General features: G+C 38.6%; 15 protein-coding genes. 9 read left to right on the plus strand and 6 right to left on the minus strand.

Features of this window, described 5'->3' with window-relative positions; genetic code table 11:
* Positions 1–103: 103 nt before the first annotated feature.
* Complete coding sequence (locus VB713_RS00390; RefSeq protein ID WP_323309608.1) at positions 104–1,408, minus strand: dihydrolipoamide acetyltransferase family protein; 1,305 nt, start codon at positions 1,406–1,408, stop codon at positions 104–106.
* Between the two features lie 439 nt (positions 1,409–1,847).
* Between VB713_RS00390 and VB713_RS00395 the strand changes: the two genes are divergently transcribed.
* Positions 1,848–2,375, plus strand: a complete 528-nt coding sequence (locus VB713_RS00395; protein ID WP_323309609.1) for a hypothetical protein — start codon at positions 1,848–1,850, stop codon at positions 2,373–2,375.
* Positions 2,376–2,444: 69 nt separating this feature from the next.
* On the opposite strand, the gene VB713_RS00400 is transcribed toward VB713_RS00395, so the two are convergent.
* Positions 2,445–2,894 carry a YlqD family protein gene (locus VB713_RS00400; protein ID WP_015212904.1) on the minus strand — a complete coding sequence of 150 codons (450 nt, stop codon included), beginning with the start codon at positions 2,892–2,894 and terminating at the stop codon, positions 2,445–2,447.
* A gap of 177 nt (positions 2,895–3,071) precedes the next feature.
* Complete coding sequence (locus VB713_RS00405) at positions 3,072–5,054, minus strand: long-chain fatty acid--CoA ligase (RefSeq protein ID WP_323309610.1); 1,983 nt, start codon at positions 5,052–5,054, stop codon at positions 3,072–3,074.
* Between the two features lie 311 nt (positions 5,055–5,365).
* Here VB713_RS00405 and VB713_RS00410 point away from each other — a divergent pair, with 311 nt between their 5' ends.
* Positions 5,366–5,614, plus strand: a complete 249-nt coding sequence (locus VB713_RS00410; RefSeq protein WP_323309611.1) for a hypothetical protein — start codon at positions 5,366–5,368, stop codon at positions 5,612–5,614.
* 824 nt (positions 5,615–6,438) lie between these two features.
* On the opposite strand, the gene recQ is transcribed toward VB713_RS00410, so the two are convergent.
* Positions 6,439–8,613 carry a DNA helicase RecQ gene (gene recQ / locus VB713_RS00415; protein WP_323309612.1) on the minus strand — a complete coding sequence of 725 codons (2,175 nt, stop codon included), beginning with the start codon at positions 8,611–8,613 and terminating at the stop codon, positions 6,439–6,441.
* Positions 8,614–8,769: 156 nt separating this feature from the next.
* Between recQ and VB713_RS00420 the strand changes: the two genes are divergently transcribed.
* Both VB713_RS00420 and VB713_RS00425 read left to right on the plus strand, forming a co-directional pair.
* Complete coding sequence (locus VB713_RS00420; RefSeq protein ID WP_323309613.1) at positions 8,770–9,000, plus strand: hypothetical protein; 231 nt, start codon at positions 8,770–8,772, stop codon at positions 8,998–9,000.
* On the plus strand, positions 8,990–9,436 hold the full coding sequence (locus VB713_RS00425) for a PIN domain-containing protein (protein ID WP_323309614.1): 447 nt from the start codon (positions 8,990–8,992) through the stop codon (positions 9,434–9,436). Before VB713_RS00420 ends, VB713_RS00425 begins: the two co-directional genes overlap by 11 nt.
* A gap of 198 nt (positions 9,437–9,634) precedes the next feature.
* Here VB713_RS00425 and VB713_RS00430 read toward each other — a convergent pair whose 3' ends face one another.
* Positions 9,635–9,841 carry a hypothetical protein gene (locus VB713_RS00430; RefSeq protein ID WP_323309615.1) on the minus strand — a complete coding sequence of 69 codons (207 nt, stop codon included), beginning with the start codon at positions 9,839–9,841 and terminating at the stop codon, positions 9,635–9,637.
* 206 nt (positions 9,842–10,047) lie between these two features.
* On the opposite strand from VB713_RS00430, the gene VB713_RS00435 reads away from it, so the two are divergent.
* Complete coding sequence (locus VB713_RS00435; protein ID WP_323309616.1) at positions 10,048–12,726, plus strand: tetratricopeptide repeat protein; 2,679 nt, start codon at positions 10,048–10,050, stop codon at positions 12,724–12,726.
* A 111-nt stretch (positions 12,727–12,837) separates the two neighbouring features.
* Positions 12,838–13,122, plus strand: a complete 285-nt coding sequence (locus tag VB713_RS00440) for a DUF427 domain-containing protein (RefSeq protein WP_323309680.1) — start codon at positions 12,838–12,840, stop codon at positions 13,120–13,122.
* Positions 13,123–13,317: 195 nt separating this feature from the next.
* On the opposite strand, the gene VB713_RS00445 is transcribed toward VB713_RS00440, so the two are convergent.
* Positions 13,318–13,752, minus strand: a complete 435-nt coding sequence (locus tag VB713_RS00445; protein WP_323309617.1) for a molybdopterin-binding protein — start codon at positions 13,750–13,752, stop codon at positions 13,318–13,320.
* Between the two features lie 151 nt (positions 13,753–13,903).
* On the opposite strand from VB713_RS00445, the gene VB713_RS00450 reads away from it, so the two are divergent.
* The 3 genes from VB713_RS00450 (at position 13,904) to VB713_RS00460 (ending at position 16,550) form a co-directional block, all read left to right on the plus strand.
* Positions 13,904–14,758 carry a DUF72 domain-containing protein gene (locus VB713_RS00450; protein ID WP_323309618.1) on the plus strand — a complete coding sequence of 285 codons (855 nt, stop codon included), beginning with the start codon at positions 13,904–13,906 and terminating at the stop codon, positions 14,756–14,758.
* A 692-nt stretch (positions 14,759–15,450) separates the two neighbouring features.
* Positions 15,451–15,840 carry a hypothetical protein gene (locus VB713_RS00455; RefSeq protein WP_323309619.1) on the plus strand — a complete coding sequence of 130 codons (390 nt, stop codon included), beginning with the start codon at positions 15,451–15,453 and terminating at the stop codon, positions 15,838–15,840.
* A 77-nt stretch (positions 15,841–15,917) separates the two neighbouring features.
* Positions 15,918–16,550, plus strand: coding sequence for a CatB-related O-acetyltransferase (locus tag VB713_RS00460; RefSeq protein ID WP_323309620.1), 633 nt, complete (start codon positions 15,918–15,920; stop codon positions 16,548–16,550).

Consider the following 16,550-nt stretch of genomic DNA (forward strand, 5'->3'; position numbering starts at 1 on the left):
CAGAAACAAGTAATAGCTTCAGAGAAACTAGGGATAAAAAAACTTGGAATTTGCAAAAACTCCAAGCTTAAAATTAATATTGATTGATTGCTAAACTTTTTTGTTAAAGTGTCAAAGATTGAGGATTGGTTTCAATCAAATTAGCCAAATCTTTCAAGAATGCTGCTGCATTAGCACCGTAAATAATCCGGTGATCACAGGTGATATTAACCTTCATTTGTTGACGCACACCGAATAAACCATCAGCAGTGGCTACAACTTCTGGACGGGATGCGGCGATCGCTAAAATTGAACCTTGTCCAGGTGGCAAAATTGCGTCAAATGTATCTACACCAAACATCCCCAGGTTAGAGAGGGTAAATGTCCCACTGTTGTATTCCTCTGGTTGTAGTTGTTTAGCTCTAGCTTTTTCTACCAAAGATTTCCAATTGCGAGATAAAGAATAGATATCTACCTGATCTGCTTTTTGCAAGACTGGTGTAATTAATCCACCATCATCCATTGCTACTGCAACGGCAATATTGATATGAGGATGATACACAATTCGTTGGTCAGAATAGCTGGCATTTAATAAAGGGTGTTTTTGTAATGTCACGGCTACAGCTTTTGCTAATAGCGCCGTCATTGTCACACCTTTAGATTTGATTTGCTTGTAAAGTTTGTCTAGTCCATCTGTGGTAATTGTGTAACCAACATGGAATGTAGGTACAGATAGACTGGCTACCATATTCCGTACTACTGCATTTTGCAAAGTCGTTAATGGTACTGTTTGACCAGGAACGGCATTGTTGACCGCTGGTGCCGGTGTTGGTTTTGCAGGTGTTGCGGTGGGGGTAACAGGTGGTGTCGGTTGAGTTGGAGTAATAACAGGAGTAGTAGGTTGTGGCGCTTTACCAACGGCAGCTTCTACATCTTCGGCAACGATGCGACCGTAGGGGCCACTACCTGTGAGATTATTTAAATCAACCTGGAGTTCTTTGGCTAACTTGCGAGCGCGGGGTGAAACTACTAACCGTCCTTCTCGATGGTTAGAACCATTTTGAGAAACTGTAGCGGGTGTTGTCAATGAGGCAGATACGGCAACTAGTTGGGGTTCGGGTGCAGGTGCAGGTGTTTCAACTACAGCACCACCACCACCCATAGCCTTAGCGGTTGCGATTTCTGCTTCTGTTTCGGCTACGTAGGCGATCGCAGCACCGACGGGTGCGGTTTCACCAGCTGGAACTATAATATGGGCGAGAAATCCCTCATAGAAGGATTCGACATCCATATCGGCCTTATCCGACTCGACAACCACCACTGTTTCGCCTTTTTCCACTTTATCTCCTGGTGATTTCTCCCAAGAGACAATTTTGCCTTCGGTCATGGTGGAACTCAGCGCCGGCATAAATACTTCATGAATGCTCATAATGGTGGTTTCAGAATCAATAATTTTATGGACTTTAACAGCTGCTGCCAGATTGAATTGTATCTTGGCACGAAAATTTTTGATAAAAAATGATGGGAGAAGAGGGAGCAGAAGAAAAATACATACTATCCCAATGACCAATCACCTCTTTCTCAATTGGAACCTAAAGCTGAGGGTGATGTCTATAGATAAAGCGATAGTTTCGCGCCAGCGGTGTTTCTTGGATGCCCGTTCGCGTAGCGTCTCCTTTAGGAGAAGGGCTTTTGTCAGTTTGCTGATAGTTTGTCGATAGAAACTAGGATTCCCCTAGATATCCATGCTCCTCACCCAGATTTCTCACACAAAAGCTGAACATTAGCTATAGCTAGGGGTGAGGGTTGAATCTAAAATTCAAAATTGGTCATTCACCTGTTTGAAATTCCCCTTTAATACTATTACTATGTCGGCAAAGTTTAAATTGTTTTTAATTTTGACACTCAGCGTCTTTGCCACTGCTGTTGGGGTTTATATGATTCAGTATCAACCATCTACATTGATGGCTGGAACTGACAACGGACACCAGCAACAGTTAACATCTGTAGGACAAAAGTCTTCGCAACTGCTGGCTTACCCTGAGCGTGACCATTATAAAAGCATACCTTTAGAAAATATTAATTCTGCCATGCAAGGCAGTGATCCTGCGAATCTAGCTCTAAATATGCTGAATGAGGTGACATCAGTGAAGGGAAAGAGCCAGATAGAGGTGGCTTATCCTCAACCGAATCAGGCATTAGTGACGATTACCCAAATCAATCGGACTAAAAATAATACGGTGGGTGCGATTAAATATCGGGTAGAAATGAACCGCTTTGGGCGATCGCTGTTAATGAGTTCACCTCCAGTCTGGGAAATTATCTGGGCTGGCTCTCAAGTGCAATGTTTCTCTAAAAATCCAGCCCAGAATAAAATTAGCCAAAACTGTGATTAAGAGGTGACAGGTGATAGAGAAGCGTTTCTCTCCTATTCCCTATTCCCTATGCCCTGTTCCCTTTTAACTTTAGATATCGCCGCGAATTTCTTCGACAACGCCATCTCTTAACACAATTTCCACCTGCATTTTGCTAATCAAGTTATCCCCGATTTCTGCCCGGAAAAAGCCTTCCATTTGGAATTGGTTGACTTCTTGATCTAACTCCAGAAACTGCACTTGCTGAAGATTTTGTAGTAATTGGTTTTTTTGTTCTAGCAGTTCACTTTTCTTTTGATTTACCTGGAGTTGGATATTGTCAATTTGCTGGAGGGTTTGGGGTCCTGGTGGTTGTAAACTTTGTTTTTGAATTGCGGCAACTGCTCTTTGTCCTTCTACATCTAATTGTTGCAGTTGCTGATCAAGTTGATTGATCTGAGCTTGTAGTTGTTGTTGCACTTCCTCTTTCCACAGGGGAGTGACGATCACTTTGACATTAACGCCACGTTTGAGAAGCAATTGAGGGTTGGAGACATCCATAAATATTTCACGTTCACTCTTATCGTTTGCAGAATTAAAAAGACTAGTACCTATTCTCTACGCGATCGCTTAATTAGGATTGCGTCAGGGTTTTAGACTTTTAAAACGGGTGGCTTATTTACGCCAACCTGTACTAGTACCTATTCTCGTCGCGAAGAAAATCCGCGAACCGGAGAATTATTTGGCAAACATTCCGTCAATAATATCTCGATACCGATCCATGACAATGTGACGACGGACTTTTAGAGTTTGTGTCATCAGGCCATTTTCAATGGAAAATGGTTCGAGAATTAGTTTGAAGGGGCCAATGCGGTCATCGGCTCGATAGCCTGGACGGTTTTTGACTTCCCGATTCAATTCTTGACGAAATAAATCCTGGATCATTTTACTCTCTAAGTCAATTTTTTGACTGGTTGAGGCAGTAATTTTATCATTCTGAGTTTCTGCCCATTTTTCCAAGGCTTCGAGATTGGGAACAATCAAAGCACCAATACTACGTTGATCTTGTCCTACTAGCATAATTTGATCAACATAGGGCGATCGCAAACAAGCATCTTCTATTGGTTGCGGTTCAATGTTTTCGCCATTGGTTAACACAATTGTATCTTTGGCTCTACCTGTCAACACCAAGTCATTTTCAGGAGTTACCCAACCCAAATCACCGCTATCAAACCAACCTTCCGAGTCTATGACTTTCTTTGTCGCTTCAGGATTTTGGTAATAGCCTTGCATAATTTGCGGCCCCTTCAGCAGTACTAAACCACGTTCTCCTACTGGTAGCGGTTGACGAGTTTCGGGATTGACAATTTTCACTTCTGTTCCAGGAATTGGTTGTCCAGATGAACCTCGCAAATTCCGCCAAGGACGACGCGCATTAGTGACTGGTGAGGTTTCTGTCAAACCATAGCCTTGTAAAATCTCTACACCAACAATTTCAAAAAAGTTATCTATGTGCCGGGGTAGCGCCCCTCCACCGCTAATCACTTGCTTAATTTTGCCACCTGTAGCTTCCCGCACTTTGGCATAAACTAATTTTTCTCCCAATGCCTGGAACGGCCACAAAGCTAATTCTCGGATCTTCGCACCTAATCGCTCACCAGCTGAGGCATAAATATGATCTAAACTCAATCCCTGGACAATTCGCCGTGCTGTGATATATTTCTGACTCATATCCAGCAAAAATTGAATCAACTGTTGTTTTTTGGCTGGTTGTTCGCGGAACTGCTTCTGTACTCCTTCATAGATCGATTCCCACAGCCGGGGTACAGCAATCATGTAATTGGGTTTAAATTTTTTTAAATCTTGTTTAACAGCACGTAAATTTGTGTAAATTTGTGTGCAGCCTTGAGAAAGCAAGAAATACTCCCCACTCCGTTCGTAACTATGCCATGTGGGGAGAATGCTGAGGACTATATCTCCTTTTTGTGGCTGTACGACTGCTCCTAATGTTTTTACTTGGTGTAGTAAGTTCTGATGAGATAGCATTACACCTTTGGGTTTGCCTGTAGTACCGGAGGTATAAATTAATGTTGCTAAAGTTTCGCTGCTTTGTTTAACGGTGGCTAAGGTGTGATTACTACCAATTTCTAGCACCTGGAGAAAGTTCACCACGCGCAAATTTTCTGTTGTTGGTGGGGTTTCATCGGCAAGTAAGATAACCAGTTTAATGGGTAAGTCGTTCAGACCTGCTTTGATTTTATTGAATGTTTTGATATCTTCGACTACTACGACGGTACTACCACTATTGGCGATGATAAATAGTAGTTCTTCTCTTTCTGCTTGGGCGCTACGGACTGCATTCACTGCCCCCGCAGTCATAATACCTTGGTCAGCAATAAACCAACGCGGGCTATTGTCAGCAATTAGGGAAATGCGATCGCCAAATGTAGGCGTTTCACCATTACCTACATCCATGATTAATGCCTGTAACCCAGATGCAAATCGTTGGATCTGTTCTGCTAACTGACTATAAGTGATCTGGATTTCTGGTTTAGCATGGGGGTTGTGGAGAGCGATCGTATTACCAAATTCCTTGGCCGCCAAAGGCCAAATTTCTGGTAGTGACTCCACATTTGTATAATCTATCAAACGCTGTAATTCTCGATATTCTCGCTCGGTGACGTTAGATAAGAGAGAAGATGTCGATTGTATTTTTGTCATAAAACAATAATTGAGTAGTAAATGGGTTGTTCTTGTTAATAACAGTATTTAATCTGCACTTTCCTTACTGTGTATAACAATAGTGTAATCGTCACATTCATATTTACAAAACTTTATGCTAAACTACATTTATATAAGTAAAATTCAATGGTTCAATTGTTGTGCGGTTCCATGAGTTTTGCTCTCAGTCCTACAACAATGTGCAAATAATTGCTAATTCGTAATTATCTAAGATGCAAACGCGGAAATCTTTAAATTACGAATTACTGTTATCACTACAATTATCAAGGAGGTGATCAGTTATAGGTTTAATGGATGCATTATTAATCACAGTCATCAATGCTGCTGCTTGTCTAGCCTTACCCAAGTTTCTATCTATGCTTCTGGCTCCTCAAGTCAAACCTCCTCAGCCATCATTGATAGAATCTAGGCTACATACTCCTAGAATAGAAACTACTAGTTTCCCCTATTGTACAGTGTATGCGTTGACTGGTAGTCAGTTCTGTAAATTCAGTCCTCGATTTTGTTCCCAGTGTTCTCCTAACGGAGGAGAATGGTAGCATTTATGAAATGCTAATTTGAGTTTTTTAATAGGGAAATTAGTCGTAAATCAAGACAATTGTGGAAAAATTTTGGTGTTCAAGTAGGGGGGAGAGTTGATCAATTCTGACAGGATAAGTATTTGGTGTTGGGCATTTTTCACCCTACATTGACTTGAAAATAAATCCCCTCCCCTAACCTCTCTCCCACATTCACCTCAATGGGGGGATAAGAGGTTATTTTTATGAATTATTGATGTATGCAATTGATGTCATATTTTCACTTAGGGACTTCCAAGAAATAAATTATCCTGATTAACGTATCGCTAAAGCGAAGCGTGGCGTAAGCCATACCACAGAGGAATAAGGATTGCAGGGATTTTTGCGTTGGATGGTTGAGTCTTTTTTTATTTGGAAGTCCCTTAAACTGTCTCTACACTAAAAGGGTTTTCCAGAAATCGTTGGGAGATAATTCATTAAGTTTAAGTTTTTTGAAGATATGTATTTTTATATAAAAAATTACATACTTTTATTAAACCATTTAATTCACTTATACATACCAAAAGAAATTCAAAAATTGAAATGTCATCACTCACACCTATTTTGATTCAAAATAATAATAAGTAATAAGAACCGATTTTGAAAAAGGGAGATTATCTATGAGCTTCATGGATGGTGTACTTTTAACTATTTTAAATACTGCTGCTTGTCTGGTATTACCTAAGCTGCTGTCTGTAATTTTTGGGACGCAAGACCAAAGCGAAAGTCCTACATAATCCTAATTGGTCAACAAGAGGTAAAGGGTGTGGGGGAAAAAGCTGTTTACCTAATTATTTGGTCAGCAGTCAAGACTTAGAATTACGTTTTTTCTGTCGCCAAATGCCCCTCACTAGGCGAATTTCGTCAAAACTGTAACTTTCACCTAAATGATCTCGAATGGGTGTGAGGGAAATATCGCCTAGTACTTCTAAAACTTGCCAAATCTTTTGTTGATGTTCTAGAGGTACTAATTTGTTTAAATCTACGGGTTGATTTTTTTCTATTAAATCGGAGATGTGACGGATAATTGTGGTGGGGCGAATGTTGCGTTTTTGGGCAATCTCTTCTATGCTCAAACCCTGTTGATATAACTCTAATGTCGTTAATTCGGTATCAGAGGGGAAGTTAGGTAGTGGTGCGTAATCAACTTGACTTATTGGTAATGGTTGTAAACCTTGTTCTTGACGATAGGCTTGAATTTCGGTTAGGAACTTTGCACCATATTGGGCTAATTTGTGACTACCTACACCTGAAAGTTCACCGAATTCATGTAAGGTTTGTGGTTGTACTTGCGCCATTAATTTCAGGGTAGAATCATGAAAAATGACGTAAGGTGGGACTGCTTGCTCATCAGCGATTTGTTTGCGGAGCGATCGCAATCTGTGCATGAGAACTTCCACTTCAGCCGCTTTAACACTTCCCTCCTCAAAGCTGATTTTCTGGGCTATGGGAACCGCAATGGAGACAGTACGCTGTTTTTTCATTACTTCCCAACTGAGGGGGTTAAGCTTCAAAACCGAGTAACCATCAGGGGTTTGCTCTAATATGCCTTGATGTAAGAGCGATCGCCCCAACATTCTCCACTCATCGACAGTTTTATCTTTACCAATTCCATAGGTAGATAATTGATCATGTCCATTCAGGGCAATTTTCTGATTTTTTGCACCGCGCAACACATCAATTATATAAAGCATTCCATATCTTTCTTTACACCTAGCCACACAAGATAAAAACTTCATCGCTTCAATAGTCCAATCTTGCACAGGTTTGGGATAACGACAATTATCACAATTTCCACAATTCCCTGCAAATCTTTCGCCAAAATAACCTAATTGAATAGTGCGTCTACAATCTGTTCCTTCTGCATAATCAATTACCTGGCGTAGTTGCTGTTTAGCAATTAATTGTTCTTGAGGATCTGTTTTTTGATTAATACTCCACTCAATAGTTTTCACATCACCAAAACTAAAAAATAGTGTACACCGAGAAGGTTCATCATCTCTCCCCGCCCTACCTGATTCTTGATAATAACCCTCAATATTACGTGGTAAATCAGAATGAATTACAAACCGCACATCAGGCTTATTAATTCCCATCCCAAAAGCAACTGTGGCCACCATTACCCGCACATCATCCCGAATAAATCGAGTTTGATTTTTACTTCTTTCATCATCACTTAAACCTGCATGATATGGTAAAGCTGCAACCTTATCTTTTTGTAATTTAAAAGTTAATTCATCAACTTTTTTACGAGTTAAACAATAAATAATTCCTGAACCTTCATTTTCTCTAACAATTTCTAATATTTCAGCGTAAGCGCGTTTACTTTTAGGACGAACTTCATAATAAAGATTTTGGCGGTTAAAACTAGCAATGTGAATGCTTGGTTGCTTTAACCCTAATTGTTCAATAATATCAGCCCGGACGCGATCTGTAGCGGTAGCAGTCAAGGCGATAGTAGGAACATCAGGATAGCGTTTCCGCAGTAACTTTAACTGACGATATTCTGGACGAAAATCATGTCCCCATTCAGAAACACAGTGCGCTTCATCAATAGCAAAGGTAGAAAGCCCGATTTTCTCTTTAACTACATCCAAAAGCGGTAAAAATCTATCACTAACCAGCCGTTCTGGGGCGACGTATAGTAATCTCACTTTACCATTCATGATTGCCTCTTCACGCGATCGCACCTTATATTGGTTGAGGCTACTATTCAGAAAAGTTGCAGAAATGTTATTATTTCGCAGTGCTTCCACTTGGTCTTGCATCAATGCAATCAACGGCGACACCACCACCGTTAAACCTGGTTTTAGCAGTGCAGGTAATTGAAAGCACAAAGACTTACCCCCACCAGTCGGCATCACCACCATTAAATCACGATTTTGCAGCGCATCCTCGATAATTTGCCTTTGTCCAGGGCGGAATTGATCATAACCAAAGTGATATTTAAGCTTTTTTTCGAGTTCAGGATACTGAAGCATGGTAGATGGCTGTTTCTCTGTTGTCTGCGTGGGTTGTGATTAAAGATATTAGGATTTTAACTCACGTTGCGGAATAAACAAGGCTAATAGTAGCTACAATTATAGGCAGAGCTATTTTGTTCTCATCTAATAAATGCACTTACTACAGCTTTGAGTATGACTATAAATACACAGTTTCAAGCTAAGGTAAACAACGGCAAAATTGAAATTCCCGTTGAGTATCAAGAACAAATATGCAGCGCCGAAATAGTGCAAATTATGATTTTGCAACCTGCTCCAAAAAAGAAACGCTTTCCACAAACTGGTATTATCGCCCAGCTAACGGCAAATCCCATCGAAATATCAGGCTTCAATCCACTCACTAGAGAGGAAGCGAATGAACGCTGATGATACGATGCGATGTTTTGTTGATTCTAATATTTGGCTCTATCGGTTTATATTAAATCCCAGTGATACAAGTGCGATACAAAAGCAACAAATAGCTACAAACGTTACAAGTCAAGAAAATTTACTGGTTAGTACCCAGGTTATCAATGAGGTTTGTGCAAATTTAATTCGCAAAGCAGGTTTTGATAACTCACAGATTCAAACTCTAATTAAAGAATTTGCATCAGGCTGTGAAATATTACCTGTCTCGCTAGAAACTCTTCAGTATTCAGCAAAATTGCGAAGTCACTACTCACTGTCATTTTGGGATAGTCTCATTGTTGCTAGTGCAATTCTAGAAAAAGTAAGTATTCTTTACTCAGAAGATATGCAAAATGGCTTAATTGTCGAAAATACCCTACAAATTGTGAATCCGTTTTTGGAGGTCAAGACGTAAATTACTTATTTAATTAGGTCTGTAGATTCTGCTAATCACTGCTAGTGTGAATGTGGATGGAAACGCGATCACTCTGACATTACTATATAGAGATGAAAATAATCTCTTGTAGCGCACACAGGACTCACTCCACAAGAGAAAATTATTGTCATCAGCCGTAATTTACTCGAAATAACAATACTAAAAGTACATCAGCATTTACTTTTGCTTTTTATTGACGGTTTTGAAGAGATTAGCGATCGCTTGTAGCTGAATTTGGGAAAAATAGGACATAGCCAAAATCACAGCTACTGCTACCCCTCCATACATCAGCAATGGTACAAAACCCCCAATTTCCAACGGTTGTGGAGATTGGTTAGCGGCAGATGCCATCAAAATTCCCGTCTTAGTGCTATTATTGGTCATAAGATATCCTGCTACTGGTTCCAGCCAGTAATAAAGTTAGTAAAAATGAAAGTTTGAGCGTCTCTAGTTCCAGCTAGGGGCGCTGTTTGCTTTTTTTGTAAATATAACACACCTCTAAGGATATACGTCAATATTGACGTATGTTAAAAATGACGTATATTTAAAATATGACTGAAATTCCCTTTAAGTCAAATTGATGACAGCGTATGCAAACCACCTTTGTTTCCCACTTTACCCCTAGCTTGATGTCTCCAGAAGCCCTAGAAGCTATACTGGTGCAGCGTCACCAATTAGCCGATGAATTAGAAGCAGGAATTAGGGAAAGTGTACTAACAGAGAAAAAGCACTTTTATTTGTTGGTGGGAACGCGGGGAATTGGTAAAACCCACATGGTATCCCTGACTTATCACCGCATCGTCAAGATGGAAGATTTACGGGATAAGGTGCGGATAGCATGGCTACGTGAAGAAGAATGGGGAGTTACAACATTTTTAGATTTGTTATTGCGAATATTTAGGGCGCTACAAAATGAATATCCAGTAGAGTATGACGCACAGTTAAATCAGCAAGTAGAGGAACTGTATCAATTATCGGCGCAAGAAGCGGAAACCGTAGCAGCAGAGTTACTACGGGAATTTGTGGGTAAACGTACCCTGCTACTTTTGACAGAAAATTTAGATGATTTATTTGATGGTTTAGGTGAAATTGGACAAAAGAAATTTAGAGAATATATTCAGAAAAATTCATTTTTTACTATTTTAGCTACAGCCCAAAGTTTGTTTACTGGGGTATTAGAGAAGAATTCACCCTTTTATGAATTTTTCCAAATTCACCATTTAGAAGAGTTAACTTTAGAAGAAGCCATAGATTTATTAAGGAATATTGCTAGACAAGAAGGAAAAAGCGATTTAGAGAATTTTATCTTAACTTCAACGGGACGAGATCGCATTCATGCAGTGCATCATTTAGCCGCAGGAAACCCCCGTGTTTATGTCATTTTTTCCCAGTTAATCACCCGTGAATCTCTAGATCAACTAGTAGAACCATTTATGCGAATGCTAGATGATTTGACACCATATTATCAATCCCGAATATCCTGGCTTTCCCAGCAGCAGAGAAAGATTGTAGAGTTGTTGACAGAACGCCGTCATGCGGTAAGTGTGAAAGAAATTGCTCAACGTTGTTTTATCACTCATCAAACTGCATCAAGTCAACTTAAAGATTTGCGTGAAAAAGGTTATGTGAAATCGGAAAATATTGGACGTGAATCATTTTATGAATTGAGAGAACCTTTGATGCGGTTTTGTTTAGAGATGAAAAAGCAAAGAGGTGAACCAATACGATTATTCGTGGATTTTTTACGGATATGGTATACAAAAGAAGAGTTAAAACAGCGATTAAATTTACTGCCTCCTGAGGCACGACAAGAGCGAGATTATATAATTTACGCTCTACGGACGCTTGAACAAAAAGATGAGGACTTTGGTGTATCAAAATATGTGAAAGATTTGTTGAATTTTTTAAATCATAAAGATTATATTAATGCCCTAGAAATGGCAGAAAAATTAGTAGAAATTAGAGGTGGATTTGCAGACTATCTTTTTCTAGCTGCTACATTTTTACAGATTGAACATTATGAACAAGCTTTACTAAATTTAGATAAATCTATTGAGCTTGACCCCAATTATAAAGAAATTTGGTTTTTCCGTGGATACGTCATGGATAAAATTGAACAATATGACGAAGCAATAAATTCATATAATATGGCTATTGAAATAGATTCAAATTATATAGATGCTTTGTTTTTTCGAGTAGTAACATTTTATAAAAATGAACTTTATGACAAAGCTTTAGAGTCTTTTCAAAAAGTAATTAAACTAGAAGTAAATGATGTCGCACATTGGTTGTTGTATGGTTCTACTTTATATGATATTGAACGTTATGAAGAATCTTTATTTGCCTTTAGTAAAGCGAATGAACTTCAACCAAATGATGAAGTTACTTTAGAGTATATATGCCTTGTTTTATTCAAACTTGAGAGAGATCAAGAAACTTTAAAAGTTTGTGATCAACTGATTGAGCTTAATCCAAATGAATCTATAAATTGGTTTAATAAAAGTGCTATATTATCGAATATTGGACAATATAATGAAGCATTGATATCTTGGAACAAAGCAATTGAGCTTAATCCGAATGATCCTGAAATTTGGTATAACAGAGGAAAGACGCTGACAATCCTCAATCATTATGAAGAAGCTTTAGAATCTGTCAATAAAGCTATTGAACTTGATCCAAAATATTTAGATGCTTGGTTAGAAAAAACTTTGGTATTATATGATCTCAAACGTTATGAAGAATCATTAGCATCTTCTCATAAAATGATGTCTTTAGGTTATCAATCTCCAAACATTATTTTTAATGTAGCTGATTGTTTACTAGCACTAAATCGTTGGGAAGAAGGAATTAAAGTATTAGATAATATATTGAATGAAGTTGGCAATGAAGAAAATCAAAATTTAGAGGATACAGAGTTAATTATCTACAATCTATTCAACAAAAATAATGACATATCTGTATGGAAAAATCGTATTCAAACCTTGATAAAACTTTACAATAAATATCAATTAACTTCTGCTTTAGTAAAAGCATTTATTGATAACATACCCGATTTTATATCAACAATCGTCAGTGATAAAACCATGCAGACTTGGCTAGAAGTTTGGCGAGAATTAGTAGGTAGTCGTCCTGAATTCCAAACTCCTTTAAGACTGCTAGATGCTGCGGTGCGTTATCGCTTGACTAAAGGTGATAGACGAGTGTTACTAGAACTACCCATTGAAGAACGTCAATTGTTACAACAGGTTTTGGAATTAGAAGAATCTTAAAAGTATCGGCTTTAACTCCGCTAGTTCCAAAATATCTTATTGATAATTACCACCCAGTAGTCACCTAAAAATGTCACAATAGAGATTGTTAACTTTCTTTTCAATCCTCACATTATGAAAGCAATTTGGAACGGCACAGTTTTAGCCGAAAGCGATAACACTGTAGTTATCGAAGGAAATCATTACTTCCCTGCTGATGCTATTAACAAGGAATATTTTACAGAAAGCAACACCCACAGCACTTGTCCTTGGAAAGGTGTTGCCAGTTACTACAGTATTGACGTAAATGGACAAGTTAACAAAGATGCTGCTTGGTATTATCCCACAACGAAAGAGAAAGCTAAAAATATAGAAGGTTATGTTGCCTTCTGGAAAGGTGTGAAAGTCGAAGCTTAAGGAAATAACCCAACTGTCAACCTCCTCCTCGCTTGCGGGGAGGTGACTCTAATATATATTAGAAAATATGTAAGGATTCAGGATACAGAATGTTTGATATAGCAATGAATAGGTAATAGGAAAAAGAAGAGAAAAATATTCTTCATTCTTCATTCTTCCTGACTCCTGACTCCTGGATTCTTACGAAAATATCTTCTATTCTTTAGCAATCACAATATCATTAGATTTAATCACTGCATAAGCTTCAACTCCTTCAACCAATTCCAAATCTTCAGCCGAAACTCTAGTAATCATTGAAGTTAACTCAACTTTATGCACAATCTCTAAAGTAACTTCCGTATTTACACTTCCTGTAGTGACTCTTTTCACAACTCCCTTGAGAACATTGCGCGAACTAACTTTTAATGATTTTTTGGGATTAATAATTTCCATTTCAGGAGTATGAGTTTCCACTTTCTCCGGTTGAGTTGGTAGAGGTAGTGGTGGTGAGGAGTATTTATTCAGTCCACGTACTAATTCCCGCAAAATCTCAGTTTTAGTGCGCTGAGAGTGTTGACAGAACTCTTCTAAAATCTTCCGTTCCTCTTCTGATGTTTGAAATGTCACCCAACCTTGTTCTTTTCTTGGCATAAATTTACCAATTTATTTGGTAGATATAATCTTGATCTGATCCTAGCAATCATCAATCCTTTTTAAATCTACTCGTGTTCGTTACCACCTGGAAAGAGCTTTTTGCTGTTCGAGGTAAAATTGCAGAAGAAATCCTCAAGTATTTTATTTTGTGAACTTTTTTATCGGTTGTGCAGTTTGGGCATACAAAGGTTGGGTGGGCGAACTTTATCCCCCAGGAACTCGCAGCACTGAGTTTCTACATCTCTACAGTCGTCGCTTTACCACGGTAGAAGGTAATACGACTTTTTACGCCGTTCCTAACTCGGAAACTGTCACCCGTTGGGCTACGGAAACACCTCCAGGCTTTGAATTTTGCTTGAAGTTACCGCGAGAAATTACCCATCAAGGATTATTGCGATCGCATATTCCTGAAGCTTTAACATTTTTAGAACAGATGCGCCCTTTAGGTAAGCATTTGGGGCCAATATTTGCCCAATTACCACCGAGTTATTCACCTGCATTATTGGATGATTTAACGGCTTTTTTGGCAGCTTGGCCACGCACAGATATACCTTTAGCGTTGGAAGTTAGACATCGTGATTGGTTTCAAGAACCCCATGCTGGTAATTTGACTGCGCTGTTAGAACAGTTAGGGGTAGGGAGAGTACTGTTAGATACACGACCAATTTATACTGGAGATGATGACCCACAATTAACATCAGAACGGCGTAAACCTCAACTTCCAGTACATTTTATTGTAACAGCGCCTTTTACTTTGGTGCGCTTTATTTCTCATCCACAGTTGTCAATTAATCAGCCATTTATGGCAGAATGGGTAACGCAGATTCAAATCTGGCTCAAAGCAGGGGTACGGATTTATTTCTTTGTTCATTGTCCTAATGAAGATATGTCTCCTCAAAATGCTCAGTATTTTCAACAGCTATTAGAACAAAGTGGGGTAGCAGTTCCACCTTTACCTTGGAATAATTTGAATCAGCCGCCGAATCAACTTAGTTTGTGGTGATTATATAGTAATTCCCATTCAAGTGAGGGACAAGCAGTAATAATTAAACGCAGATGGACGCAGATATAGCTTGCTTCCCGCAGGGTACGCAGATATTTTAGTACTTCATTAGACTAGTAAATGATATAATTGATACAGAACATAATGATCACACGTAAATTATAGGAAGAATTTTCAGGATTTCATAAATGCTCAAAAAGAGCGATAATTAGACATAGGAGTGAATACAGTAGAGCCAACAATCCCTGCCTATGGAAGGTTTCTAGAGATGTCTATTGCGATCGCACGATTTTTTTTAATTAGCTGATTAGCTCGATACCCTGCTTGATGTGGGATCAGAAGTGTTGCGAGATTCAACACTTCTGCTTTTTGTAGAGTTCTCTTAAGTGATGAAAGAGCGTTAGATGCGTTTCCCTTGGACACACTATAATTTGGGATATATAAACTTATGCCTTAGTTTAACTGGATAGTTATATAGCTTGTCAAGTAAATTGTTATTTTATTTTAAAATTATGTTTATAGCCAGTGAGGTTGAGGGGTGATAAACGGTGTGTAATCTAGGTTGGGATTGAGTTTCACTTTAATGAATGTGAAAAAAACGAGAATTAATTGCTGCGATCGCCAATAGAGGCACTTAGTTTAAGTGAAATACGTCATGATTATTTATTGTAGCAAGTAGCGAGAAGAAAGAAATGAAACCAGTAATTATTATTAAAACATTTATCACATCACTGGGTTTATTAGTTTTATTAAACCCCAGTCAAGCGTCAGCACAAATTGTCCCCCAACCTTGGGTTTCTGTGGGTGGAAAAGATGGTGATGTTACTTATGCTGTGGGTGCGAAGGCTTTTAGTTTAGGTGTAGAAGTGGGAACTGGCGCTGATGGTTCAACAGGTGTAGATATTTTAAAATTCCTCAATTTACCTGTGATTTCTCCTTATGTTGGTGTTGGTTACTATTCAGAAGATAAGGGTGTGGCTTTTTCTGGTGGTGTGCAAGCAAATGCAACTAAACACGTTTTTGTCGGTGCTGGTTATAATTCTGTGCGGGGGTTTAATGGACAGTTGGGAGTTAAGTTCTAATTGGGGATTGGTGACAAGAACCAACAAGAAAGATAGAAAATGAAATCGGGGTGTTTAAATTTAGGTGTTTAAATTTAATGGAACAATACGGTCCAAATCCTTACCATCCTTATCCCATACCTGAACATCATCGGGTTTGCTTTATTAACAGTTGTATTAAATCCCCAAATATCATTGTTGGGGATTACACTTATTATGATGATCCGGTGAACCCGGAGAATTTTGAGAAGAATGTCCTTTACAACTATGGAAGTGATTCTTTAATTATTGGTAAGTTTTGTGCAATTGCTAGTCATGTTAAGTTTATCATGAATGGTGCTAATCATAAAATTGATGGCATCTCTACTTACCCATTTCCAATTTTTGGTCATGGTTGGGAATCAGCAATGTCAAATTTGATGAATTTACCTAGCAAAGGTGACATTATCATTGGTAATGATGTTTGGATTGGTTATGATTCTCTAATTATGCCAGGGGTAAAAATTGGTGATGGTGCTATAATTGCAGCGCGTTCTGTGGTGGTGAAAGATGTTCCTCCCTATACCATTACTGGTGGTAATCCCGCAGTTCCTATTAAGCAGCGTTTTAGTGATGAAGAAATAGAAATTCTGCTTTCTATTGGTTGGTGGAATTGGGATATTAAGAAAATTACTCGTAATATTGATGTGATTATGAATGGTGATATTCAGAAGTTGCAGGATTTGATTTAA

The sequence above is a fragment of the Anabaena cylindrica UHCC 0172 genome (assembly GCF_034931625.1).
Classification (GTDB): Bacteria; Cyanobacteriota; Cyanobacteriia; order Cyanobacteriales; family Nostocaceae; genus Anabaena; species Anabaena cylindrica_A.